General features: G+C 62.2%; 19 protein-coding genes. 9 read left to right on the top strand and 10 right to left on the bottom strand.

The features are described from left to right. Positions 1-26: 26 nt before the first annotated feature. The gene (locus LOY69_RS09470) at positions 27-2,426 is read right to left on the bottom strand and encodes a diguanylate cyclase (RefSeq protein WP_265074419.1); all 2,400 of its coding nucleotides are present in this window, start codon (positions 2,424-2,426) and stop codon (positions 27-29) included. A 136-nt stretch (positions 2,427-2,562) separates the two neighbouring features. Then, positions 2,563-4,827, bottom strand: coding sequence for a bifunctional 23S rRNA (guanine(2069)-N(7))-methyltransferase RlmK/23S rRNA (guanine(2445)-N(2))-methyltransferase RlmL (gene rlmKL, locus LOY69_RS09465; protein ID WP_102878978.1), 2,265 nt, complete (start codon positions 4,825-4,827; stop codon positions 2,563-2,565). A 546-nt stretch (positions 4,828-5,373) separates the two neighbouring features. On the opposite strand from rlmKL, the gene rmf reads away from it, so the two are divergent. Then, positions 5,374-5,589 (top strand): ribosome modulation factor, encoded by a 216-nt coding sequence (gene rmf / locus LOY69_RS09460; RefSeq protein WP_016965693.1) that lies wholly within the window; start codon positions 5,374-5,376, stop codon positions 5,587-5,589. Between the two features lie 131 nt (positions 5,590-5,720). Here the strand turns inward: rmf and LOY69_RS09455 are convergent, their stop codons facing one another. Further along, a complete protein-coding gene (locus tag LOY69_RS09455) occupies positions 5,721-6,743 on the bottom strand; it encodes a quinone-dependent dihydroorotate dehydrogenase (protein ID WP_265074418.1) in 1,023 nt (340 codons plus the stop codon). A gap of 229 nt (positions 6,744-6,972) precedes the next feature. On the opposite strand from LOY69_RS09455, the gene LOY69_RS09450 reads away from it, so the two are divergent. The 8 genes from LOY69_RS09450 (at position 6,973) to cobA (ending at position 18,704) form a co-directional block, all read left to right on the top strand. Continuing rightward, entirely contained in the window at positions 6,973-8,184 is a 1,212-nt protein-coding gene (locus LOY69_RS09450) for a CmpA/NrtA family ABC transporter substrate-binding protein (protein WP_265074417.1), read from the top strand. Positions 8,185-8,199: 15 nt separating this feature from the next. Then, on the top strand, positions 8,200-8,775 hold the full coding sequence (locus tag LOY69_RS09445; protein ID WP_102863840.1) for an ANTAR domain-containing response regulator: 576 nt from the start codon (positions 8,200-8,202) through the stop codon (positions 8,773-8,775). A gap of 343 nt (positions 8,776-9,118) precedes the next feature. After that, a complete protein-coding gene (locus LOY69_RS09440; RefSeq protein ID WP_265074416.1) occupies positions 9,119-10,330 on the top strand; it encodes a nitrate/nitrite transporter in 1,212 nt (403 codons plus the stop codon). 7 nt (positions 10,331-10,337) lie between these two features. Next, positions 10,338-12,008, top strand: a complete 1,671-nt coding sequence (locus LOY69_RS09435; protein ID WP_265074415.1) for a bifunctional protein-serine/threonine kinase/phosphatase — start codon at positions 10,338-10,340, stop codon at positions 12,006-12,008. A 458-nt stretch (positions 12,009-12,466) separates the two neighbouring features. Then, on the top strand, positions 12,467-14,920 hold the full coding sequence (nirB, locus tag LOY69_RS09430) for a nitrite reductase large subunit NirB (protein ID WP_265074414.1): 2,454 nt from the start codon (positions 12,467-12,469) through the stop codon (positions 14,918-14,920). After that, complete coding sequence (gene nirD / locus LOY69_RS09425; protein ID WP_102863844.1) at positions 14,917-15,234, top strand: nitrite reductase small subunit NirD; 318 nt, start codon at positions 14,917-14,919, stop codon at positions 15,232-15,234. Before nirB ends, nirD begins: the two co-directional genes overlap by 4 nt. Then, complete coding sequence (locus LOY69_RS09420) at positions 15,234-17,954, top strand: nitrate reductase (protein ID WP_265074413.1); 2,721 nt, start codon at positions 15,234-15,236, stop codon at positions 17,952-17,954. Before nirD ends, LOY69_RS09420 begins: the two co-directional genes overlap by 1 nt. Before the next feature lie 9 nt (positions 17,955-17,963). Beyond that, positions 17,964-18,704 (top strand): uroporphyrinogen-III C-methyltransferase, encoded by a 741-nt coding sequence (gene cobA, locus LOY69_RS09415; protein ID WP_110595229.1) that lies wholly within the window; start codon positions 17,964-17,966, stop codon positions 18,702-18,704. A 78-nt stretch (positions 18,705-18,782) separates the two neighbouring features. Here cobA and LOY69_RS09410 read toward each other — a convergent pair whose 3' ends face one another. The 7 genes from LOY69_RS09410 to LOY69_RS09380 form a co-directional block, all read right to left on the bottom strand. Next, the gene (locus LOY69_RS09410; protein WP_025128772.1) at positions 18,783-19,760 is read right to left on the bottom strand and encodes an OmpA family protein; all 978 of its coding nucleotides are present in this window, start codon (positions 19,758-19,760) and stop codon (positions 18,783-18,785) included. A gap of 107 nt (positions 19,761-19,867) precedes the next feature. After that, positions 19,868-20,458 (bottom strand): RNA polymerase sigma factor SigX, encoded by a 591-nt coding sequence (sigX, locus tag LOY69_RS09405; RefSeq protein WP_011060195.1) that lies wholly within the window; start codon positions 20,456-20,458, stop codon positions 19,868-19,870. Positions 20,459-20,545: 87 nt separating this feature from the next. Then, the gene (locus LOY69_RS09400) at positions 20,546-21,370 is read right to left on the bottom strand and encodes a mechanosensitive ion channel family protein (RefSeq protein ID WP_016964357.1); all 825 of its coding nucleotides are present in this window, start codon (positions 21,368-21,370) and stop codon (positions 20,546-20,548) included. Positions 21,371-21,372: 2 nt separating this feature from the next. Next, positions 21,373-21,618 carry a hypothetical protein gene (locus LOY69_RS09395; protein WP_011060193.1) on the bottom strand — a complete coding sequence of 82 codons (246 nt, stop codon included), beginning with the start codon at positions 21,616-21,618 and terminating at the stop codon, positions 21,373-21,375. 63 nt (positions 21,619-21,681) lie between these two features. Further along, complete coding sequence (locus tag LOY69_RS09390; RefSeq protein WP_102863847.1) at positions 21,682-22,677, bottom strand: zinc transporter ZntB; 996 nt, start codon at positions 22,675-22,677, stop codon at positions 21,682-21,684. 25 nt (positions 22,678-22,702) lie between these two features. After that, positions 22,703-23,194 carry a ribonuclease E activity regulator RraA gene (rraA, locus tag LOY69_RS09385; RefSeq protein WP_102863848.1) on the bottom strand — a complete coding sequence of 164 codons (492 nt, stop codon included), beginning with the start codon at positions 23,192-23,194 and terminating at the stop codon, positions 22,703-22,705. A 255-nt stretch (positions 23,195-23,449) separates the two neighbouring features. After that, complete coding sequence (locus tag LOY69_RS09380) at positions 23,450-24,439, bottom strand: alpha/beta fold hydrolase (RefSeq protein ID WP_102878971.1); 990 nt, start codon at positions 24,437-24,439, stop codon at positions 23,450-23,452. Between the last annotated feature and the right edge of the window lie 7 nt (positions 24,440-24,446).

The following is a 24,446-nucleotide window of genomic DNA, read 5'->3' as shown; positions in this document are numbered from 1 at the left end:
CGGACCCGCTCCGCCGCTGTCAGCGATTAGGGCAGCTCTGGCTGGACTCGATCGCGTCCGGCCTGCTTGGCGGCATAGACCCCGGAGTCGGCCCGCAACAACAAACCGTCCGCCCCCTCGCCTTCGCGCCAGCTGGCAATGCCGAAACTGGCGGTGACACTGCCCACCGGCTCGATCGGCGAACTGCGCAGCCCCTGCCACAGTTCCTGAGCCAGGATCAGCGCCTGCTGGGCGTTGGTGCCCGGACACAGCACCATGAACTCCTCGCCGCCGAGACGGCAGAACACATCGGTACGCCGCAGACGCCCACCAATGCGGACACAGAGCCCCCGCAATACCTGATCCCCTACCCCGTGTCCGTACTGGTCGTTGATCCGCTTGAAATGATCGATATCCAGCATGATCACCGCCATCTCGCCTCCAACACGTTCAAGACGCTGCATTTCGCTCTGCAACTGCTCCTGGAAATAGCGCCGGTTGTGAATGCCGGTCAGGGAGTCGGTCACTGACAACGCACGCAACTCTTCCTCGACCCGCTTGAGGTCGGAAATATCCGATATATAGCCGTGCCAGAGCACGCCGCCGCCCTGCAGGCTTTCCGGGGTCGCCGCGCCACGCATCCAGCGCAGCCCCCGTTGCGGCAGGCAGACCCGATACTCCTCGCGCCACGGACTGAGCTGCTTGGCGGAAACCTGGATCGACTTGCGTACCCGCTGCACATCCTCAGGATGGATACGCTCGAACACTGCCTCGGCATCCTCCTGCAACACCTGCGGCTCGATCTCGTAGATTTCGCGAATGCCATCGCTGGCATAGGTGAAGCTCGCGTGTCCCTCGGCATCCAGCTTGAACTGGTAGATCCCTCCGGGAACATGGGCACTGAGCCTTTTCAACAGGCGGTCCCGGGCCGCCAGGGCCTCGTGCACCCGCTTGCGCTCGGTGATGTCGATGCAGATGGCCAGGTGGCCGATCCACAGCCCCTGATCATCCAGCACCGGGGTTGCCAGCATGTTCACTTGCAGGTGGCTGCCGTCACGCCTGACCAGCGTCCACTCCCGCGCCTCATGGCCACCGGCCAGGCCTTCTTCCACCAGCATGGCCCGGGACACTGGAATGGCCTTGCCATAGCGCTGGGTAAGGCTCTGAGCCCAGCTTTCCAGCTCCCGGGGCAGGTGCAGGCTTTCCAGGGTCAGGTGGCCTACCGCTTCACTGCTGCTGTAGCCGAGCATCTGCTCGGCCCCGGCATTGAAGGTACTGATGACACCACGCAGGTCCGTGGCGATGATCGCCACCTGGGTCGCGGCATTGAGCACGCAGCGCAACTGACTGTGAGTGCCGCGCAATTCCTGCTCGCGACTGCGCAGCTCCGCCGTGCGTTGCTCCACCAGGGCCAAGGCCCGTTGCCGCTGACTCACCAGCACATAGAGCAAGGCGCTGAGCAGCAGACTGAGCAAGCCACCGAGAATCACCAGGCTGCTCAGGGAAGATTGGTTGGCGTGCAGGAACGCCGCGCTGGGGCGGATATCAACCTGATAATCCCGGTCCGCCAGGCGCAGCAAACGGCTGGCCGTCAGGTGACTGGCGATCGGCGGGTTGTTCGATTCATAGAGCACCTCGTGCTGGCCCTCGGTGGACAGATCGAGAATGCGCACCGACAAATTGTCGCTGGCCGGCACCGGCAAGCCGTCCGCCACCAGTTGCCGCAGGCTGATCACCGCCAGCACATAACCGTAAGGCCTGGCCTCGGGCAAGGGGCTGTCCTGGGGCCGCCTGACCGGCGCCGCCAGCAGCACGCCCCGGGCATAGGCCGGGTCCACGGCAACCAGGTGCAAAGGCGGCGAAACCGCCAGGCCGTTGAGCTCCCTGGCCCGCTCCAGAGTAGCCCGGCGCTGAGGCTGGGCCAGCAAGTCGTGCCCCAGGGGCGACCCCAGGGGGCTTTGAGTCTGGCTGTACAGAATCGGCGCAAAGTCTTCTTGCTCACCAGCGGGCTCCATCTGGCCGCTGGCGTTCAATTGCAGGATGGTGAACCCCGCCACCCCCTGATCCCGCACCGCCTGTTCGAACGCCGGACGCTGGGCACGACTCACCAGAGGCGCCCAGGCATAGGCCTGAGTGTGGCGTAGCAGAGGCTTGGCGTAACCATCGAAGTCCTGGCGGGTCACCAGGTCGGAATTGACAAAGAAACGCCGCAGACCGTCCAGGCGTTGCTCCTGGTCTTGAAAGCGCTCTTCGATACGGCTGTAGCGTTCACTGGCGAGCAATTGGAAGCGCTGGCGCAGTTGCTGTTTGTTCGAGTTGTAAGTGGACCAGGCCAGCAGCCCGGTGAGAATGCCGCCCGCAAGCAACACCAGCACAGCTACTAGCCAGGCAGAGACTTCTTCACTAATGAAACCCAGGATCTTCGGGCGTACCACATGCAACGGCATAAGTAGAACTCATCACGCCAGCGAGTTTGGGTGTCATCCGGACTTGGTGTGAGTTATAGCTATTAGCCACTAATTTGACCAGCGCTAAACAGCCCCCAAAGCCCGAAAAAACGGGCGTTGGGGACTTATCCGGCCATCAGCGGGCGCTGATTTTCCAAGCACGGTGAATTTTGCTGTTACGGGCAAAATCCGGGTCGATGGTTTTCGCCGTGATCTCCTCGACCTGATAGCGCGCGGCGAGGTTCTCGTCCAACTGGAACTTGCGGAAGTTGTTGGAGAAGTACAGCACGCCACCCGGCGCCAGACGGGCCATGGCCAGGTCCAGCAACTGCACCTGGTCACGCTGCACGTCGAACACCCCTTCCATGCGCTTGGAGTTGGAGAAGGTCGGCGGGTCGATGAAGATCAGGTCGAACTCGTCACGGCAGCTGTCCAGCCAGGCCATCACATCACCCTGCTCCAGACGGTTCTTGTCGGAGAAACCGTTGAGGGAGAAGTTGCGTCGCGCCCAGTCCAGGTAGGTTTTCGACAAATCGACGCTGGTCGTACTGCGGGCTCCACCCTTGGCCGCGTGCACACTGGCGGTGGCGGTGTAGCAGAACAGGTTGAGGAAACGCTTGCCAGCCGCCTCTTTCTGGATGCGCATGCGCATCGGCCGATGATCGAGGAACAGCCCGGTGTCCAGGTAGTCGGTCAGGTTCACCAGCAGCTTGACCCCGCCTTCGCGAACTTCGGTGAACTGGCCCTGGGCGCTCTGGCGCTCGTATTGCTTGGTGCCGCTCTGGCGCTCGCGACGCTTGATCACCACCCGGCTCTTATCCACGTTCAGTGCCTGGGGAATCGCTGCCAGGGCATCGAACAGACGCGCCTGGGCCTTCTCCGGGTCCACCGACTTGGGCGCCGCGTATTCCTGGACGTGCACCCAATCTTGGTACAGGTCGATGGCCAGGGAGTATTCCGGCATGTCCGCGTCATAGACCCGATAGCACTCGACACCTTCGCGCTTGGCCCATTTGCCCAGCAGCTTGAGGTTCTTTTGCAGGCGGTTGGCAAACATCTGCCCGCCCTCGCTCAGACGGGCCTGCTCGACCACCGGCGCCGGCGCAGGAGCCGGCTTGATCGGGTTGCCATTCTTGTTGTACTGGCGCACTGGCGGCTCGTCTGCAGCGGCCTGAGCCTGCTCGCGTTCCACCTGGCGCTGCTCGGCGGTGCGTCGCTCACCGGTGACGAACTGGTCCGGCAGCACCTTGATCAGCAGCAGCTTGCACGGCAAGGCGCCGTTCCAGAACGAGTACTGCTTGTGGCTGCGAATGCCCATGCGCTTGCCCAGGTCCGGGGCGCCGGTGAACACCGCCGCTTCCCAGTTCAAGCAGGCCTGACGCAGGCGCTCGCCGAGGTTCTGATAGAGGTACAGCAGGCTGGCTTCGTCACCCAGGCGCTCGCCGTAGGGCGGGTTGCAGATCACCAGGCCCTTCTGGTTCTGGTCCGGACGCGGTTCAAAAGTCCCCACTTCGCCCTGGTAGATCTTGATCCAGTCGCTCAAGCCCGCGCGCTCGACGTTGTTGCGACCCGGCTGGATCAATCGTGGATCGGCCTCGTAGCCGCGAATCCACAGCGGTGGCTTGGCCAGTCCGGCCTGGGCCCGAGCCAGGGCTTCATCATGCAGTTTGCGCCACAGCGCCGGCACATGGCCGAGCCAGGCGGTAAAGCCCCACTGCTCACGCTTGAGGTTGGGAGCGATGTCCGCGGCAATCATCGCCGCTTCCACCAGGAAGGTGCCGACACCGCACATTGGGTCGGCCAGGGCCCCGCCTTCAGCGGCGATGCGCGGCCAGCCGGAACGGATCAGGATCGCGGCCGCCAGGTTTTCCTTGAGCGGCGCGGCGCCTTGCTGCAGGCGATAGCCGCGCTGGTGCAGGCTGTGGCCGGACAGGTCCAGGGACAGGATGGCTTCGCCGCGATCCAGGCGCAGGTGGATGCGCAGGTCCGGATTGAGCTTGTCCACCGAAGGACGCTCGCCGGTAGGTGTACGCAGTTTGTCGACAATGGCGTCCTTGACCTTCAGGGCACCAAAGTGGGTGTTGTCGATGCCCGAACCGTGACCGCTGAACTCCACCGCCAGGGTGCCATCGGCCAGCATGTGGTCCTGCCAGTCGACGTCGAGCACGCCGTGGTAGAGGTCTTCGGCGTCCTTCATTGGAAAGCGCTTGAGGACCAGCAGCACCCGGTTGGCCAGGCGCGACCACAGACACAACCGATAGGCCGTCTCCATATCGGCCATGCCGCGCACGGCAGAAGTGTGCTCACGCGCTTGCTCAAGGCCAAGCCCGACGGCTTCCTCGATCAGCAGGCCTTCAAGGCCTTTGGGACAGGTGAGGAAGAGTTCGTAACGATCCGACATGGGAGTACCAGGGCCTTTAGCAATAAGTGAACGGACAACGCATCGCCCGTTCGGTTTTCAATCAAGCGCTTTTCTTCAAGAGCGCTCGTGTGGCACGAAACTGTGCCGTCCCACCCCGGCAGACAGGCTTTCTTGCAGGGCAAAAAAGCTTAGAGGCCGGGACAGATAAAAAAGTCAGGGCAACAAAATGACATAAGTCGACCCTTCGTCGAATAGTAGTTGAGTGCAACCGTTCGACATTCTCACTAAAGCATTAACCTCATCATCTAGTGAGAGGCTGATCACAGCGGGCTTTGCCTGGCAAACAAGCTAAAAAACCCGTCCCGGCTTATGGCCTGGACAGCATTATCGTTACGTCCTTATGACAAAACGATCATTCACTTGCTGTGACCTATTGGTTAGAACTCAACACAGGTTGGCGCCGCAATGGCGTCAACATCAAGGCTCGCCACGCCGGCAGCGAGCACCAACGGCAGAGACAATCTGCCCGACCTCAGAAGAAGGTCGACGGGACATAAGACAGTCAACAAGTGAGGGAAACACCCTATGAGAAGACTAAAGCGTGATCCGTTGGAAAGAGCATTTTTACGCGGATATCAGTATGGCGTTAATGGCAAGTCCCGTGAGCTTTGCCCATTTACTCTACCGTCGGTACGCCAAGCCTGGATTAACGGCTGGCGAGAAGGACGCGGCGACAACTGGGACGGTATGACTGGCACTGCGGGCATCCACAGACTCAACGAACTTCGCGCTGTCGGCTGATCAGGGCACATTCCGACACCTACAACTTGAATAGATGACGACTTAACCACGCACGCCCCATCCGGGCGGCGGGCTTCGGCCCAGGGGCTCCTTAGAGGAGCCCTTTTTTATGCCCGCGCTGGCGCCCGTTCTTATCGGCCCATGGCCGCGATGGCATCCACTGACTCGCGAATCAACGCCGGCCCCTTATAAATGAAGCCCGAATACACCTGCACCAGGCTGGCGCCCGCGGCGATCTTCTCAGCCGCGTGCTTGCCTTCCGTGATGCCGCCCACGGCAATGATCGGCAAGCGACCGGCCAGTTCGGCGGCCAGGACCTTGACTGTATGGGTGCTCTTGTCGCGCACCGGCGCGCCGGACAGGCCGCCTGCCTCATCGCCGTGTTCCATGCCTTCGACGCCTTCGCGACTCAAGGTGGTGTTGGTGGCGATCACCGCGTCCATGCCGGTTTCCAGCAAGGCCCGAGCCACTTCAACGGTTTCCTCATCGCTCATGTCCGGCGCGATCTTGATCGCCAGGGGCACGCGTTTGCCATGAATGCTCGCCAGCTCCTGCTGACGCTGGCTCAGAGCCGACAGCAGCTGCTTGAGGGACTCGCCAAACTGCAGGCTGCGCAAGCCCGGGGTATTGGGCGAGCTGACATTGACCGTGACATAACTGGCATGGGCATAGACCTTGTCCAGGCAGATCAGGTAGTCGTCCACCGCCCGCTCCACCGGGGTGTCGAAGTTCTTGCCGATATTGATCCCCAGCACGCCCTTGTATTGGGAGGCGGCCACACGCGCCAGCAGGTTGTCGACCCCCAGGTTGTTGAAGCCCATGCGGTTGATGATGGCTTCGGCCTGAGGCAGCCGGAAGATGCGCGGCTTGGGGTTGCCCGGCTGCGGACGCGGGGTGACGGTGCCGATCTCGACAAAGCCGAAGCCCAGTTGAGCGAAGCCATCGATGGCGGCGCCGTTCTTGTCCAGACCGGCAGCCAGGCCCACCGGGTTCGGAAACTCCAGGCCCATGACCTGCACCGGCAACTGCGCCGGCGCCTTGCACAACAGACCGTTAAGGCCCAAACGCCCGCCCGCACCGATCAGGTCCAGGGACAGATCGTGGGAGGTTTCCGGGGAGAGTTTGAACAACAGCTGGCGGGCCAGGGTATACATGGGCGGGATGAACTCGGTTGGCGGCGAAATAAGGCGCCGATTATAGCCGCGCCCAGGGCTTGCAGGCGAGGCGCAGAATGAAATCCCCGACAATGGCATATGCCTTGCACCCACTTGCTCATCAGACCTGGGCCAATGGCGGCCCAGGTTCAAGGACAACGGCGTCGTCACCCACACAGGCTTTGCCTGGCCAGTGGGTACGACGCTTTTTTATGCAAGGTGCCAAGCCATGACTGAACACCCCAACTGCGCACTGGCCTGGGTCAACGGCAGCGATGCCCCGGAAAAGTCCGCCATCAACCTGGGCTTCATGGCCCTGACCGACTGCGCCTCGGTGGTGGTCGCCGCCACCCAGGGCTTTGCCCAGCCCTACGGCCTGACCCTGAACCTCAAGCGCCAGAGTTCCTGGGCCGGGCTGCGGGACAAGCTGGTGAGTGGCGAACTGGACGCCGCCCATAGCCTGTACGGCCTGATCTACGCCGTGCACCTGGGCATCGGCGGGACCCATCCCTGCGACATGGCGGTGCTCATGGGCCTGAACCAGAATGGCCAGAGCATCAACCTGTCGCGGGAACTGCAAGCCCTCAAAGTGACCAGCCCTGAAGCATTGGACCGCCATGTGCACCAAAGCCGGGCGCGACTGACCTTCGCCCAGACCTTCCCCACCGGTACTCACGCCATGTGGTTGTACTACTGGCTGGCCAGCCAGGGCATCCACCCGCTGCAGGATGTCGACAGCGTAGTGGTGCCGCCGCCGCAGATGGTGGCTCACCTGCAGGCCGGGCGCATCGACGGGTTCTGCGTCGGCGAACCCTGGAGCGCCAGTGCAGTGCAGCAGGATCAGGGCTTCACCCTGGCCACCAGCCAGGCAATCTGGCCGGATCACCCGGAAAAAGTCCTCGGCTGCACCCGCGCCTTCGTCGAGCAATACCCCAACACCGCCCGGGTCCTGGTCATGGCGATCCTCGAGGCCAGCCGCTTTATCGAACAAAGCCCGGAAAACCGCCGCAGCACCGCCCAGTTGCTGAGCGCTGCCGATTACCTGAATGCACCACTGGACTGCATCGAGCCACGGCTGCTGGGGGCTTACGCCGACGGCCTGGGCAATCGCTGGCAGGACCCCCACGCGCTGCGCTTTCACCACCATGGCGCCGTCAACCTGCCTTATCTGTCCGACGGCATGTGGTTCATGACCCAGTTCCGGCGCTGGGGCCTGCTGCGGGAAGACCCGGACTACCTGGGCGTCGCTCGCCACGTGCAGCAGCTTGAACTGTATCGCGACGCCGCCAGCGCGCTGGGCATCACCGCCTGGGGCCAGGACATGCGCAGCAGCCAGTTGATCGATGGCAAGGTGTGGGACGGCTCTGAGCCTGCCGCCTATGCCCGCAGCTTCCGCCTGCATGCGATGAACGACACCCCTCCCCTTGTTGCCCAGCGCTGACCGGAGCCCGCGAACATGCTGCGTATCCTGCTGATCAACGACACCGCAAAAAAAGTCGGAAGGCTCAAGGCCGCACTCAGCGAAGCCGGTTTCGAGGTGATTGACGAATCCGGCCTGACCATCGACCTGCCGGGCCGCGTCGAAACGGTGCGCCCGGACGTGATCCTGATCGATACCGAGTCACCCAGCCGTGATGTGATGGAGCAAGTGGTGCTGGTCAGCCGCGATCAACCGCGGCCCATCGTGATGTTCACCGATGAACACGATCCGGGGGTGATGCGCCAGGCGATCAAGTCCGGGGTCAGCGCCTACATCGTCGAGGGCATCCAGGTCCAGCGCCTGCAACCGATCCTCGACGTGGCCATGGCGCGCTTCGAAAGCGACCAGGCCCTGCGCGCGCAACTCCAGGCCCGCGACCAGCAACTGGCCGAGCGCAAGCGCATCGAGCTGGCCAAGGGCCTGTTGATGAAGATGAAAGACTGCGACGAAGAACAGGCCTACACCCTGATGCGCCGTCAGGCCATGGGCAAACAGCAGAAGCTGATCCAGGTCGCAGAACAGATCATCGCCATGCAGGAACTACTCGGCTGACCTGCACCCCGTAGGATCCGGCTTGCCGGCGAACAGGCCTCTGAACCTTGTGCCAGTGTTGAGGGCGCCTTCGCTGGCAAGCCAGCTCCTACAGCGAGCCTGCCCATGCGAGCCAGCATCGGCCGCCGGTTGGCGCGGCTCTTGCTATCAAATCCACAACGGTAACCAACGGCGGTTGCCCCACCTACGACAAAGACGTCGCGCACCCTGCTTGCCACAACGAGCCGGATGCCGACGTTTTTTCGTTTTGGCCCCACTGACCGGGGTCGGTGGCGCGGCCGTGGCGGCGCTCCACCTGCAAGCTCATGACGACTCCAACGACTCTTATCAGCTGAGGTGCGCGATGAATTCAAGCTTCTGGAAATCCGGCCACACCCCGACCCTGTTCGCAGCCTTTCTGTATTTCGACCTGAGCTTCATGGTCTGGTACCTGCTGGGCCCCCTGGCGGTACAGATTGCTGCCGACCTGCACCTGAGCCCCCAGCAACGCGGGCTGATGGTGGCCACACCGATCCTCGCCGGCGCAGTGCTGCGCTTCATCATGGGTCTGCTGGCCGATCGCCTGTCGCCCAAGACCGCCGGCCTGATCGGCCAGGTGATTGTCATCGGCGCTCTGTTCGGCGCCTGGAAACTAGGCATCCATAGCTATGAGCAAGCCTTGCTACTGGGGGTATTCCTCGGCATGGCCGGCGCCTCTTTCGCTGTGGCCCTGCCCCTGGCCTCCCAATGGTATCCGCCGCAACACCAGGGCAAGGCCATGGGCATCGCCGGTGCCGGCAACTCCGGCACGGTGTTCGCCGCACTGCTCGCTCCGGTGCTGGCAGCGGCTTTCGGCTGGAGCAATGTCTTCGGCTTCGCCCTGATCCCGCTGCTCCTGACACTGGTGCTGTTCGCCTGGCTGGCGAAGAACGCCCCCGAGCGGCCGCGGGCCAAATCCATGGGCGACTACTTCAAGGCCCTGGGGGACCGCGACAGCTGGTGGTTCATGTTCTTCTACAGCGTGACCTTTGGCGGTTTCATCGGCCTGGCCAGCGCCCTGCCCGGCTATTTCAATGACCAGTACGGCCTGAGCCCGGTGACTGCTGGCTACTACACCGCCGCCTGTGTCTTCGGCGGCAGCCTGATGCGCCCTCTGGGCGGCGCCCTGGCGGACCGTTTCGGCGGTATCCGCACTTTGCTGGCGATGTACAGCGTGGCGGTGGTCTGCATCGCCGCCGTGGGTTTCAACCTGCCCAGTTCCTACGCTGCCCTGGCCCTGTTCGTCTGCACCATGCTGGGCCTCGGCGCCGGCAATGGCGCGGTGTTCCAGCTAGTACCGCAACGTTTTCGCCGGGAAATCGGGGTCATGACCGGGCTGATCGGCATGGCCGGAGGCATCGGCGGTTTTGCCCTGGCGGCAGGCATGGGCGCGATCAAGCAGAGCACCGGCAGCTATCAACTGGCACTGTGGCTGTTCGCCTGTCTCGGGGTCCTGGCCTGGTTCGGCCTGCACGGGGTCAAGCGCCGCTGGAGAACCACCTGGGGCTCCGCCGCCGTGACTGCGGCACGGGTCTGAGCGCGCCATGGGCCTGCAACTGAGCCATGCCGAGGCCAGCGCCACCGGACCGCGGACGGAAAATCAGGACGCCTTGCGCCGGGTCACCCCGGCGCCGGATCTGGCGGCGAGCAAGGGCCTGCTGTTCGCCATCGCCGACGGCGTCAGTCAGTGTGCCGACGGCGGCCTGGCGGCGCGTTCGAGCCTGCAGGCCCTGGCCCTGGATTACTACGCCACCCCGGAAACCTGGGCCGTGGCCGAGGCCCTGGAACGCCTGCTGACCGCCCAGAACCGCTGGCTCCAGGCCAACGGCGGCGGCCAGCCCCTGCTCACCACTCTCAGCGCCCTGGTACTGCGGGGCCGGCGCTTTACCCTGGCCCATGTCGGCGACTGCCGGGTCTACCGTTGGCACCAACAGCAGTTGCAACGCATCAGCGAGGACCACGTCTGGGACCAGCCGGGCATGCAGCATGTGCTCAAGCGCGCCCTGGGCCTGGACCAGCATCTGGTGCTGGACTTCCTCGATGGCGAACTGCGCCTGGGGGAAAGCTTCCTGATGCTCAGCGACGGGGTCTGGGCCACCCTGGGCGACAGCGCCATCGCCGCCATTCTGCGGGACCAGCCCGACCTGGACAGCGCGACACAGACCCTGGTCAACGCCGCGCACCTGGCCGGCAGCCAGGACAACGCCAGCGCGCTGCTGGTGCGGGTCGACGCGCTTGGCGAAAGCAGCCTCGGCGATGCGCTGCTGCACCTGCGGCAATGGCCCCTGCCGCCGTTGCTGAAACCCGGGCAACGCTTCGAAGGCTGGCAGTTGGAGAGCCTGGTCAGCCAGAGCCAGCAATCGCTGCTGTACCGCGTGCGTGACGAACAGCACCAGGCCTGGCTGCTGAAAACCCTGCCGGCGGCCCTGCACAACGACCTGGCGGCCTGCCAGGGGCTGCTGTCCGAGGAATGGCTGCTGCGCCGCGTTGCCGGGCGGTATTTTCCCCAGGTGCACGGTGGCACTGCGCGCCAGCATCTGTATTACCTGATGCGCGAATACCCCGGTCGCACCCTGCAACAGCTGTTTCGCCACAACGGCCCCCTGCCCCTGGACCAGTGGCAGTCCCTGGCCGAGCGCCTGCTGCGGGCCGTTGGCCTGCTGCACCGCCGGCAGATCCTGCACCGCGACATCAAGCCGGACAACCTGTTGCTGGGGGACGACGGCGAACTGCGGATTCTGGATTTCGGCCTGGCCTACTGCCCGGGCTTGTCGGCGGACCTGGCGCACCAGCTGCCCGGCACCCCGAGCTATATCGCCCCGGAAGCCTTCGCCGGCGAACCTCCCAGCCCGCAACAGGATCTCTATGCGGTGGGTGTCAGCCTGTATTACCTGCTGACCGGGCACTACCCCCATGGCGAGATCGAAGCCTTCCAGCGCCCGCGCTTCACCGCTGCTGTTCCCCCCAGCCGCTACCGCCCGGATCTGCCGCAATGGCTGGAGCAAAGCCTGGAACGCGGGGTCTGTGCCGACCCGGCCCAGCGCTATGAAACCGCCGAAGAATGGCTGTTGGTGCTGGAACAGGGTGAACGCCGCAGCCTGAGCCTGCGGCCACGCCCCTTGCTGGAACGGGAGCCGCTGAAGGTCTGGCGCGGCCTCGCCCTGCTCGCCCTGCTGCTCAACCTGATATTGCTGCTGGCACTGCTGCATCGTTAGCGCCCCGCGTCCCTACGGGCCGTTCGCAGCCTGCGGCAGCGGCTACACAACCCTCGGCTGCCTTGGGCCTGTAGCCGCTGCCGAGCCATAGTCGAGGCTGCGATAAGGTCCGCAGGACCTTGCTTGACGCCCCCCAGACCGCCCATCGCCCCCCCCCCACAGCCCCCAAGCGCCGAAACAGGGCGCAGCGCCTCAATCAGGTGCAACGGCCACACCCGACATCCCCGGAAACCTGACCCAGGCCCCATAAAACCGCGCCCTCGGCAACTTGGCACAAGCGCTGCATGAGAGCGGACAACAGACATAAAGCCCGGCCTTCAACGACGAAGGCAGGCTTCCCGAGAGAACGGGATCGGACAAAGGCGTCCTCGTCAGGCCACTGACGGGACGCCTTTTTTGTTTGCGCGCAGTTTTTCGAGCCAGGCCGCACTGAACCTGCCTGAGCTCCGGAGAAGCCCATGAAAAGACTCAAACTGGTAATGATCGGCAACGGCATGGCCGGGGTCCGCACCCTGGAAGAGTTGCTCAAACTGAGCGACGAGCTGTACGACATCACCGTGTTCGGTGCCGAACCCCACACCAACTACAACCGCATCCTGCTCTCGCCGGTGCTGGCCGGAGAACAGACGTTCGAGGACATCGTCCTCAACGACCTGGACTGGTACCTGAACCACAACATCAAGCTGCTGCTCAATCGCAAGGTGGTGGAAATCGACCGGATCAAGCGTCGAGTGATCGCCGAGGACGGCAGCGAAGCCGAGTACGACCGCCTGCTGATCGCCACCGGCTCCACACCCTTTATCCTGCCGATTCCCGGCAAGGACCTGCAGGGGGTGATCGGCTATCGCGACATTGCCGACACCCAGGCGATGATCGACACGGCCAAGACTCACACCCATGCGGTGGTGATCGGCGGCGGCCTGCTGGGCCTGGAAGCCGCCAACGGCCTCAAGCTGCGGGGCATGGACGTGACCGTGGTGCATATCGGCGAATGGCTGCTGGAACGGCAACTGGACCAGACCAGCGGCCAGTTGCTGCAAGGCGCCCTGGAAAGCCGTGGCCTGAAGTTTCGCCTGTGTGAACAGACCCAGGCCCTGATCGATGCCGGCAATGGCCGGGTCGGCTCGGTGCAGTTCAAGAATGGCGAGATCATCCCCGCCGATCTGGTGGTGATGGCCGCCGGCATCCGCCCCAACACCGAGCTGGCGGAACGGGCCGGCCTGCCCTGCAACCGTGGGATTCTGGTCAACGACACCCTGCAAACCTTCGACCCGCGCATCTATGCCATCGGTGAGTGCGCCAGCCACCGTGGCATCGCCTACGGCCTGGTGGCGCCGTTGTTCGAACAGGCCAAGGTCTGCGCCAACCACCTGGCTCAACTGGGCTTTGCCCGCTACCAAGGCTCAGTGACCTCGACCAAGTTGAAGGTCACGGGTATCGATCTGTTTTCCGCCGGGGATTTCATGGGCGGCGACGGCACCGAGACCATCACCCTCTCTGACCCCATTGGCGGGGTCTACAAGAAGCTGGTGATCAAAGACGACATACTGGTGGGCGCCTGCCTGTACGGCGATACGGCGGACGGCGGCTGGTACTTCCGGCAGATCCGCGAACAGCACGGCATTGGCGAAATCCGCGATCACCTGATGTTCGGCGAGCAGGCCCTCGGGGATGTCGGCCACCAGGGCCAGGACAAGGCCATGAGCATGGCCGACAGCGCCGAAGTCTGCGGCTGCAACGGCGTGTGCAAGGGCACCATCGTCAAGGCCATCCAGGAACAGGGGCTGTTCAGCGTCGACGAGGTCAAGAAGCACACCAAGGCCGCCAGCTCCTGCGGTTCCTGCGCCGGCCTGGTGGAGCAGATCCTGATCAACACCGTGGGCGGCGCGGCGGACGTCAAGCCCAAAAGCGAAAAAGCCATCTGCGCCTGCAGCGACCTGAACCACGGGCAGATCCGCCAGGCCATTCGCGACCAGCATCTGCTGACCATCGCCGGCACCATGAGCTACCTCAACTGGCGTACCCCCAATGGTTGTGCCACGTGCCGCCCGGCGCTGAACTACTACCTGATCTCCACCTGGCCAGGGGAGGCCCGGGACGATCCGCAATCGCGGCTGATCAACGAACGGGCCCACGCCAACATCCAGAAGGATGGGACCTACTCGGTGGTGCCGCGGATGTGGGGCGGCGTGACCAATCCGTCCGAGCTGCGACGTATCGCCGATGTCGCCGACAAGTACCAGGTGCCCATGGTCAAGGTCACCGGCGGCCAGCGCATCGACCTGCTGGGCATCCGCAAGGAAGACTTGCCCGGAGTCTGGAAAGACCTGGACATGCCCTCCGGCCACGCCTACGGCAAATCCATCCGCACGGTGAAGACCTGCGTCGGCAGCGAGTTCTGCCGCTTCGGCACGCAGAACTCCACCCAGCTGGGAATCGAGCTGGAACACGACCTGTTCAACATGTGGTCACCGCACAAGGTCAAGCTGGCGGTCTCCGGTTGCCCGCGCAACTGCTCGGAAGCCGGGATCAAGGACGTGGGCATCATCGGCGTCGATTCGGGCTGGGAGATGTACATCGGCGGCAACGGCGGGATCAAGACCGAGGTGGCGGAGTTTTTCGTCAAGCTCAAGACCGCCGAAGAAGTCCGCGAATACAACGGCGCCTTCCTCCAGCTGTACCGCGAAGAGGCCTTCTACCTCGAACGCACGGTGCACTACCTGCAACGGGTCGGCCTGGAGCACGTAAAAAAGGCCGTGCTGGAAGACCCGCAGCGGCGCAAGGCGCTGAACGAGCGCCTGCAGTTCTCCCTGTCCTTCGAGCAAGACCCGTGGCAGCAGCGCCTGGCTGAGCCGCAGCTGAAAAAAGAGTACGAGTCGATCCCCGTGAAACAACTGGAGGTGCCGGCATGAACTGGCTGGATATCTGCGCCCTGGAAGAGATCAATGCCCTGGGCTCGCGCATCATCAAGGGCCCCAAGGGCGATATCGCGATTTTTCGTACCAGCGACGATCAGGTCTTCGCCCTCGACGATCGTTGTCCGCACAAGGGCGGCCCCCTGTCCCAGGGATTGATCTACGGCAAGCGCGTGGCCTGCCCGCTGCACAACTGGCAGATCGACCTGGAATCCGGCGAAGCCCAGGCCCCGGACACCGGCTGCGCCCATCACCATCCGGCGCGGGTGGCAAGTGGCCGGGTGCAGTTGGCCCTGCGGGATGCCGGCTGATGAAGCCGCAGAGCACGGCCTCGACCTGTTGCTACTGCGGGGTTGGCTGCGGTGTGCTGATCGAGCATGACGGCCGGCAGATCCTCGGGGTCAGCGGCGATCCGGCGCACCCGGCCAACTTCGGCAAGCTGTGCAGCAAGGGCGCCAGCCTGCATTTGACCGGCGACCGCAACGCTCGCGCCCTGTACCCGGAACTGCGCCTGGGCAAGGACCTGGCTCGTAGCCGCTGCGACTGGGACAGCGCCCTGGAGCATGCCGCCGGGGTGTTCGCCCAGACCATCGCCGAGCATGGCCCGGACAGCGTGGCGTTCTATGTCTCCGGGCAACTGCTGACCGAGGACTACTACGCCTTCAACAAGCTGGCCCGGGCCCTGGTGGGCACCAACAATATCGACAGCAACTCACGGCTGTGCATGTCGTCGGCGGTGGTGGGCTACAAACGCAGCCTGGGGGCCGATGCGCCGCCTTGCAGTTATGAGGACCTGGAGCACAGCGATTGCGTGGTGATCGTCGGCAGTAACATGGCCTACGCCCATCCCGTGCTGTTTCGGCGCCTGGAACACGCGAAAAGCCAGCGTCCGGACATGAAATTCATCGTCATCGACCCGCGTCGTACCGACACCTGCGATCTGGCCGACCTGCATCTGGCGATTCTGCCGGGCACCGATGTCGCACTGTTCCACGGGATTCTCCACCTGTTGCTGTGGGAGGACTGGGTCGATCGGGACTTCATCCGCGAACACACCGAGGGCCTGGCCGAGCTGAAGCTCCTGGTCCGCGACTACACCCCGGCGATGGTGGCGCAACTCTGCGGTATCAGTCTTGAGCAACTGCAGCTGTGCGCCCAATGGATAGGGACGGCGCCCAGTTTCCTGTCGTTGTGGTGCATGGGCTTGAATCAGTCCAGCGCCGGCAGCGCAAAAAACAGTGCGCTGATCAATCTGCACCTGGCCACCGGGCAAATCGGCCGAAAGGGTGCGGGGCCCTTCTCCCTCACCGGTCAGCCCAATGCCATGGGCGGGCGCGAAACCGGCAGTCTGAGCAACCTGCTCCCCGGGCACCGGGAAGCTGCCGATCCCCAACATCGCGCGGAGGTCGCCGCTTATTGGGGGGTGGAGCAGTTGCCAGCCAGCCCCGGACTGACCGCTATCGAATTGTTTGAACAGCTGCAAAGCGGTCGCATCAAGGCCTTGTGGATCGCCTGTACCAACCCGGCGCAGTCGCTGCCGGACCAGAACGCGGTGCGTGCGGCCCTGCAGCACTGCCCGTTCGTGGTCCTGCAAGAAGCCTTCGCCACCACGGAAACCGCGGCCTTTGCCGACCTGCTGCTACCTGCCGCCAGTTGGGGCGAGAAGGAAGGCACGGTGACCAACTCGGAACGGCGGGTTTCTCATGTGCGTCAGGCGGTAATCGCACCCGGTGAGGCACGGCCTGATTGGGCCATTACCGTGGATTTCGCCCAACGTCTGGAGCGACGCCTGCGGCCCGGGCAGCCGAGCCTGTTTGACTTCGATTCCCCAGCCCAGCTGTTCGATGAGTACAAAGGCCTGACCCAGGACCGCGATCTGGACCTGTCCGGCCTCAGTCACCAGTTGATCGATCGTCTCGGCCCACAGCAGTGGCCCTTCCCCAGCGGCGCGACACAGGGCACACCGCGCTTGTATGAGGATGGGCGTTTTCCCACCGCCACTGGCCGTGCGCACTTTGTCTGCGCCCCTTACCTGCCCGCCAAGGAACAGCGCGATGCCCGCTTTCCCCTGACCCTGATCACCGGTCGGCTGCGGGACCAATGGCACGGCATGAGCCGCACCGGCACCGCGGCGCAGCTGTTCGGCCATGTCAGCGAAGCACTGCTGAGCCTGCATCCGGACGAACTGCGGCGCCAGCGGCTGAGGGAGGGAGATCTGGTCAACCTGAAAAGTCGCCGTGGCAGTGTGATCGTCGCCGTCAGCAGCGATGACAGCGTGCGTCCCGGCCAGGCCTTTATGCCGATGCACTGGGGGGATCGCTTCCTCAAGGGCGGGGTCAATGTCGTCACTCAGCCGGCCTTCGACCCTCTGTCCAAACAACCGGAACTCAAACACAGCGGCGTGCGCCTGGAGCCGGTGCAACTGCCTTGGCAATTGTTTGCCCTGATCGAAGGCGACGTGCAGGCGCACTTCAGTGCTCTGCGCCCCCTGTGCGAAGCCTTTGCCTATGTCAGCCTGAGCCTGACCGGTCGCGAACGTCCGGCCCTGGTGATTCGAGCCGCTCACCAGGAGGCGCCGCAGCCGGCATTGCTCAAGCTCATCGATCAGCACTTGGGGCTCGAAACTGGGCCGGTACTGGCTTATGACGATCCGCGTCGGGCCATCGGCAAGCGGGTGCGCATCGAACAAGGGCGGATCACCGCAATTCGCCTGGCCGGCGAAACCCTGGCCCAGCACTGGCTGCACGAACTGTGGCTCGAGGGACGCGCCGATGAGCAGCTACGACGCTGGTTGCTGGCGCCGATGAGCAGTCCGCCGGGGGCCAGCGGCCTGGGCGGGGACCGGGAGCGGACCCTGTGTAACTGCAAGAACGTCAGCTACCGGGCGGTCTGTGCCGGTATCGCTGAAGGCCTGAATCTCGACCAACTGAAACAACAACTGGGTTGCGGTAGCCAATGTGGCTCCTGCGTGCCGGAGATCAAGCGCCTGCTGGCGGCTCCGGTGCAACCTGTCGCCGCCATCCCTGTGTGAGGAAAACGTATGAGCGCAAAAGTCTGGCTGGTAGGTGCAGGGCCTGGAGACCCCGAGCTGTTGACCCTCAAGGCCGTACGCGCCCTTGGCGAAGCCGATGTGGTGTTGATCGATGATCTGGTGAACAGCGCGGTGCTGGACCATTGCCCCACAGCGCGGGTCATCCCGGTGGGCAAGCGCGGTGGCTGTCGCTCCACGCCCCAGGCCTTCATTCATCGCCTGATGCTGCGCTATGCCCGGCAAGGGCGCTGCGTGGTGCGCCTCAAGGGTGGCGATCCATGCATTTTCGGGCGAGGTGGCGAGGAAGCTCAGTGGCTGAAGGAGCGTGGGATCGAGGTGGAGCTGGTCAATGGCATCACCGCCGGGCTGGCGGGTGCAACCCGTTGTGATATTCCCCTGACCCTGCGAGGCGTGGCTCGGGGCGTGACCCTGGTGACCGCCCACACTCAAGATGACAGCAGCCTGAACTGGCAGGCTCTGGCTCAAAGCGGTACGACCCTGGTGATCTACATGGGGGTGGCGAAGCTGGCGGAGATTGCCGGGCACTTGCGTGACGGCGGTCTGGCAGCCGATACGCCGGTGGCGATGATTGAAAATGCCTCGCTGCCTGAACAGCGGGAATGCCGCAGCGATCTGGCGGGGATGGAGCGCGATGCCCTGCGCTTCGAGTTGAAGAGCCCGGCGATCCTGGTGATCGGTGCAGTAGCGGCCACTGAGTCCGCTGTCCAAGCCTCTGCGTGCCAAGCCTGAGTCGCGCCTCTGGGCCAGGTAAATCGCAGACAAAGAAAAACCCGGCCTAGGCCGGGTTTTTCCAAGCTACAAGGCTAATTACTTAGCTTGAGCTTCAACCGATGCTTCTACGCGACGGTTAACTGCGCGACCAGCTTCAGTTGCGTTGTCGGCAACTGGGCGGGACTCACCGTAACCAACGGATTGAACGCGGTTAGCGCCAACGCCGTACTGGTTGACCAGAACTTGTTTAACGGCGTTTGCACGACGCTCAGACAGCTTCTGGTTGTAAGCGTCAGGACCGACGGAGTCAGTGTGACCTTCAACAACGGTGGTGGTCTGTGGGTACTGATTCATGAAATCAGCCAGGTTCTTGATGTCAGCGTAGCTGTTAGGCTTAACGACCGACTTGTCGAAGTCGAACTTAACGTCCAGCTCAACACGAACAACTTCAGCAACTGGAGCTTCTGGAGCTGGCTCAGGAGCTGGAGCTGGAGCAACTGGAGCTGGAGCAACTTTGCCGCCGCTGCCACCGAAGTTCACACCCAGACCGATAGTAGGAGCGTAGTCCCACTTGCCGTTGTCCAGCTTGTAGTCAGCTTCAACGCCGGCACGGGCGAACAGGTTGTCGGTGAAGTAGTACTTAACACCAGCGCCTGCAGTCAGGAAAGTCGACTGGTCGCGGCCGCTGTGACCGTCAGCGATCACGTTGGTCATGCTCTTGTGAGCAACACCGCCGGAAACGTATGGACGCAGAGCGTCACCCACGGTACCAAAGTGGTACTGAGCGTTCAGGCCGAAGTTGTCGCCTTTGATTTTCTGGTTACCAGTACCGTCGTTAGAACGGGTGTGGTTGGTCTTGTCGTAGGTGGCGTTCAACGACAGATCGTCGGTCAGGAAGTAACCGATCGATGCGCCTGGGTTGAAGCCGTCTTCAACGTGATTAACGCTGTCGTTGTACTGTTTTTTGTAAAACAGTTCACCCTCGACCGCGCCTTGGCCTTGCGCCAGAACGCCGAACGAAGTCACGGCAACAATAGAACCAATGGCAATGCCCAAGGTGTTTTTCAGTTTCATCCGTTAAATCCCCATCTGGTGATTGTAAAGCAGTCCCACATACCGGGGGACAACTCGGCGGTAAGTCTATCAGAACTCACCTAGACGTAAGAGATATTTGCGCCGAACTAAGTTTCAGCAATGCCTGCAAATTTCTCACGCAATTTATCAAGAGCACGTTTGTAACGCATTTTTGTAGCACTCAACCCCATGTGCATGATGTCCGCGATCTCCTGAAACTCCAGTTCTGCGACAAATCGTAGCACCAGAATTTCTCGATCAATCGGGTTCACATGCACTAGCCATCGGTCAAGTCCGCCCTTCTCCTCAGGTTTCGGCGCCTTCTCTTCAGAGGCCTCCTCGAGGGGGTCAAGACTTAAAGCGTCCATCAACCGACGCTTGCGCCGCTCCTTGCGATACTGCGTGATGCATTCGTTGTACGTGATGCTATATAGCCATGTCTTGAACTTCGATTTGCCCTCAAAGTTCTTAAGGCCATACAGCACCTTCAACATCACCTCCTGACAGACATCATCCGCATCACGATCGTTCCCTAGATAACGCGCACAAACATTAAATAGGGTCCGCTGATAGCGTCGCATCAACTCTTCATAGGCGCGTGTTACGTGAAACAGCTCCGTATGTGAGCGCGCAACCAACTCCTCATCAGAGAGCTCACGGGGGTCATAGCGCGTGGATAGCGATTGGGTTTTATTCAAAACGAGTCGTGCCGACAGTCAGGTCAATGTCCGCCGCAGCCCGATGAGGGCATTTTGCGGCGGCATACATTAGCAGGGTTTGCCGGGTTAGCGGCTACTTACATGCTGCTCCAGCAGGATCCGATTGGACAGAGAGACTAGCTCACCCTCCTCGGTCAGCAATGTAGTTTTAACCGTGCCGATCTCTTCGATCTGGCCTTCGACCTCACCAACACGTACTTGTTGCCCAACCTGGTACAACTCACGCACATAGATTCCCGCAAGAATCTGTCCGGCAATTTCCCGGCTTCCCAAACCCATCGCCAGCGCAACGGCCAGACCAACGGTAATCAATACGATCACGATCACATGGTTGAGCAGGTCGGTTTTGACCTCCAACTGACTGATCGCAACGGAAATACTGATGATGATCACCAGCCCCTGGGCAATCCGTCCCAGGCCACTGGCGTAATCGAGGCCTACACCTTCCGCCGCTCCGCGCACCAGACCATTGGCCAATTGTGCCAGCAGAACCCCCACCAACAGCACCAGCGCAGCACCGAAAACCTTCGGCAAATACAGCGCAAGCATGTCGAGCGTAGCCGAAACTCGCTCAAGGCCAAGGGATTCAGCAGCAGAAACCAGAAAAATAAGCAGAACGAACCAATAGACGATCTTGCCGATCAAGGTCGAGATCGGTACTTGCAAGCCCGCGCGGGACAGCAATTTGGTCAAGCCGGTACCGCCCATCAGGCGATCCAGGCCCAGCTTGGCCAGCAATTTCGACAACAGGGTATCCAGCAGCTTGGCCACCACGAAGCCCAGCAACAGCACCACCAGCGCGCCGAACAGGTTCGGAATGAAGTTCGCTACCTTGGTCCACAAGGCAGTCATCGCCGTGACGAGGCTCTGCGTCCAGAGATCAAGTTCCATATTCAATCAGCCTTATCAGCAGTGCGAGCAGAAGATTTACGACGGGAAACCGGCGCGATATGGGCCGATCCGTTATTCAAGGCGATCATCAGCGCCGGCAGCCAGCGGCCCAGCAGGCTGAACAGATCCCCCGCACCAACCTGGCGGTTGGCGGTTTTCAGTACGCGGCCCAGGCAGGCATCGTCATCGCGGCTCGATGGCGAAGCTTTGAGCATGTCACGCAAAGACTGTTCAAACGGATCGTGCATACGCACCTCGGGTGATGTCTGGAAAAGACGCGATCAGATTTATTCGGGTCACATGACGCATCATCACACCCAGCGCAAACGGCGAAACAACCACCATTGTCCCAGGGCCACCGACACCAGCAGCAGGCAGGCAATGATGAATCCGTAAGGGCTGGCGGAGAACGGAATGCCGCCGACGTTGATCCCCAGAAGACCGGTGAGAAAACTCATGGGCAGGAAGATCCCGGTGATGATCCCGAAGCGATACATGGTTCGATTCATGCGTACGCTCAAGCGCCGGTCTTCGGCCTCCAGCACAAGCCCCACGCGCTCTCGAGTCAATTCCAGCTCTTCCAGGTAACGGGTAAGGCTGTTGTGCAGTTCATTCCAATAATCACCATCATCGACGGCGAACCAGGGCAGTTTTATCCGACTCAGTTGGGAGAAAATATCCCGCTGCGGTGCCAGGAAACGCTTCAGTCCGGCAGCCCGGCGACGGATCTGCAAAATACTCCCATGCTCCGGGGTATACCGTTCGTCGGCATCTAGCTTTTCTTCCTCAGCATCGACCACTTCAGAGAGATCGCTGACCAGATCCTGCACTTTATGGGTCAGGTATTCGGCCATATAGAGGAGGAGCTCGGCGGCGGTTTTCGGCCCCTTGCCCTCGGCCAGTTGCACCAACAGCTCATCGGTGGCCCGCAAAGGCCGCAAACGCAGAGAAATCACCCGCTGCGCGGACGCAAAGATGCGCACCGAGACCATGTCTTCAGGCTCGGCTCCCGGATTGAGATTGATGCCCCGCAGAAACAGCAGCAGTTCCGACTCCGGCAAGGCCAGCAAGCGCGGCCGGGTATTTTCCTCCAGCAGCAGATCACAGCTGAATTCGCTCAAGCCGCTGGAGCGGCGCAACCAGGTCTGGGTTTGCGGATGACTGCGATCCCAATGCAGCCACAGGCTTTCATGGGCCTGTAGCTGCAGATCGTCAAGCTCAGTCCGGGCTATCGAACGCGCACCACCTTCACCATCCAGCACCAGGGCATGCACCAGCCCCCATTGCGCGTTTTCTTCCTCGAACATCCTCATCCCTTGTCAGGCCAACTACTTATTCAGGCATTTTCAGCGGGCTCGGCGACACGATCACGCCGTTGTTATCGGCGTAGACATACTGGCCCGGACGGAAAGTCACACCGGCAAAGGTCACTGCCACATTGAGATCACCAATGCCACGCTTGTCGGTCTTCATCGGGTGGCTGGCCAGGGCCTGGACACCGAGGTCAGTCTGCGCGATGACATCCACATCGCGGATGCAACCGTAGATCACCAGACCTTCCCAGCCATTTTTCGCCGCCTTCTCGGCCAGCAGGTCGCCCAGCAGCGCGCGACGCAGGGAACCACCGCCATCAACCACCAGTACCTTGCCGTGCCCCTTGAGTTCGACTTGCTCCTTGACCAGCGAATTGTCTTCGAAGCACTTGATGGTGACGATTTCCCCACCAAAGGAATCGCGACCACCAAAGTTGCTGAACATGGGCTCAACCACCTGTACCAGGTCCGGGTAGGCGTCGCACAGGTCGGGAGTGAGGTAATGGTTCATCGAGAAACTCCTGTAGCAGAAAGAACACGATCGAAGGTATCGGCAAATTCCAGGGGCTGCCTTGGAAATACGAGCTCAAGCGGCAGATGTTTAACCCACAGTGCCTGAGAAGCTGATCGGCCTGTCGCGTATTTTGCAGCCGCCTCACTGGAACGGAAAGTCGACCCAATAACTGAATGTGACCAAAACAGCACAATGCGTCATATCTTAGCCGCAAGCGTTATCGAGCGAAATGCCCTTCTCAGAGCCCTCGCATCAGACCGCAGCCACCTGCTCGGGCGCTGAAACCAGCAACGGCGTGTGCTGATCCTTGAGCCAGCGCTCCACTAACGGCCAGACCTCAGTCTGCGCCGGCTTGCTCACCAACATCTCGACATGACCGAAATTGCTACTGAACCCTAGCTCACGCCCCAGGCAGACAAATTGTTTCTGCTCGCTGGCCAACTGATCGAACAACTTGCGACAGGCCCAGGTCGGGTCCTGATGATCCCCAGTTGCGCTGACCGCCAGCACCGGCACTGAAACCTCCGCTAGCCCTGCCCACCAATCCTTATCAGCATCGCCAAAACGACCGAACAGGCCATGCCAGCGCATGCTTTCCAAAGCCAGGCCAATGGGCTCGTCTTCCGGACCGCGCTTGAGCCGGGAACCGGAGAGTTGGGCAAAACGCTTGATGACCAGGCGCCCGCCCCACTCCACCATAGGAATTTTCAGCGGCCAGTAGGTGCGACTGACCTGGGTGCCGAAAAACGCCGCCGAAGCCACCCCCGCATCCCCCAGATACTGCCCACCCAAAGCCGCCGCCAGGGTGGTACCCCCCAGGGAATGGCCAATCCAATGCGGTATTTGCGCACTTTGCTCACGAACGAAGGCAGCAATCGCCGGCAGATCGTAACGCGCGTAGTCAGCCACCCGATTCTTGCGGTAATCGGCATTGCGTCGCGACAGACCGTGACCGCGCATCTCGGGAATCCACACATCAAAGCCCGCTCGGGCCAGATAGGCCCCGAGGCCAATGCCCTTGGGCGAGTACCAGAAACGCCGGTTGGAAAAACTGCCGTGAAGCAAGACCACAGGCACACCCCGGGCCTCGGGCTCATCGGCCAGCCCCAGGCGGGTCACCGCCAGCTCTACGGAGCTGTCCGGACTGTTGCCGGGTTTCAAGCGATAGACATCTTCGCTGAGGTCGCCTCGACGCTCGGCACTGATCAAGGCGACGGGAAATAGATTGCTGCTGCTTTGCATATTCTTC

It is taken from the genome of Pseudomonas sp. B21-059 (assembly GCF_026016285.1).
In the GTDB taxonomy this organism is placed as follows: Bacteria; Pseudomonadota; Gammaproteobacteria; order Pseudomonadales; family Pseudomonadaceae; genus Aquipseudomonas; species Aquipseudomonas danubii.
This window is presented reverse-complemented; position numbering and strand designations above follow the sequence as displayed.

Coding starts and splice junctions, on each gene's coding strand:
- LOY69_RS09420 (WP_265074413.1), top strand. CDS start 15,234: ATGAAGCCGCAGAGCACGGCCTCGACCTGTTGCTACTGCGGGGTTGGC.
- rmf (WP_016965693.1), top strand. CDS start 5,374: ATGAGAAGACTAAAGCGTGATCCGTTGGAAAGAGCATTTTTACGCGGA.
- LOY69_RS09380 (WP_102878971.1), bottom strand. CDS start 24,439: ATGCAAAGCAGCAGCAATCTATTTCCCGTCGCCTTGATCAGTGCCGAG.
- LOY69_RS09455 (WP_265074418.1), bottom strand. CDS start 6,743: ATGTATACCCTGGCCCGCCAGCTGTTGTTCAAACTCTCCCCGGAAACC.
- nirD (WP_102863844.1), top strand. CDS start 14,917: ATGAACTGGCTGGATATCTGCGCCCTGGAAGAGATCAATGCCCTGGGC.
- LOY69_RS09440 (WP_265074416.1), top strand. CDS start 9,119: ATGAATTCAAGCTTCTGGAAATCCGGCCACACCCCGACCCTGTTCGCA.
- rlmKL (WP_102878978.1), bottom strand. CDS start 4,827: ATGTCGGATCGTTACGAACTCTTCCTCACCTGTCCCAAAGGCCTTGAA.
- cobA (WP_110595229.1), top strand. CDS start 17,964: ATGAGCGCAAAAGTCTGGCTGGTAGGTGCAGGGCCTGGAGACCCCGAG.
- LOY69_RS09410 (WP_025128772.1), bottom strand. CDS start 19,760: ATGAAACTGAAAAACACCTTGGGCATTGCCATTGGTTCTATTGTTGCC.
- nirB (WP_265074414.1), top strand. CDS start 12,467: ATGAAAAGACTCAAACTGGTAATGATCGGCAACGGCATGGCCGGGGTC.
- LOY69_RS09435 (WP_265074415.1), top strand. CDS start 10,338: ATGGGCCTGCAACTGAGCCATGCCGAGGCCAGCGCCACCGGACCGCGG.
- LOY69_RS09400 (WP_016964357.1), bottom strand. CDS start 21,370: ATGGAACTTGATCTCTGGACGCAGAGCCTCGTCACGGCGATGACTGCC.
- LOY69_RS09450 (WP_265074417.1), top strand. CDS start 6,973: ATGACTGAACACCCCAACTGCGCACTGGCCTGGGTCAACGGCAGCGAT.
- rraA (WP_102863848.1), bottom strand. CDS start 23,194: ATGAACCATTACCTCACTCCCGACCTGTGCGACGCCTACCCGGACCTG.
- LOY69_RS09470 (WP_265074419.1), bottom strand. CDS start 2,426: ATGCCGTTGCATGTGGTACGCCCGAAGATCCTGGGTTTCATTAGTGAA.
- LOY69_RS09390 (WP_102863847.1), bottom strand. CDS start 22,677: ATGTTCGAGGAAGAAAACGCGCAATGGGGGCTGGTGCATGCCCTGGTG.
- LOY69_RS09445 (WP_102863840.1), top strand. CDS start 8,200: ATGCTGCGTATCCTGCTGATCAACGACACCGCAAAAAAAGTCGGAAGG.
- LOY69_RS09395 (WP_011060193.1), bottom strand. CDS start 21,618: ATGCACGATCCGTTTGAACAGTCTTTGCGTGACATGCTCAAAGCTTCG.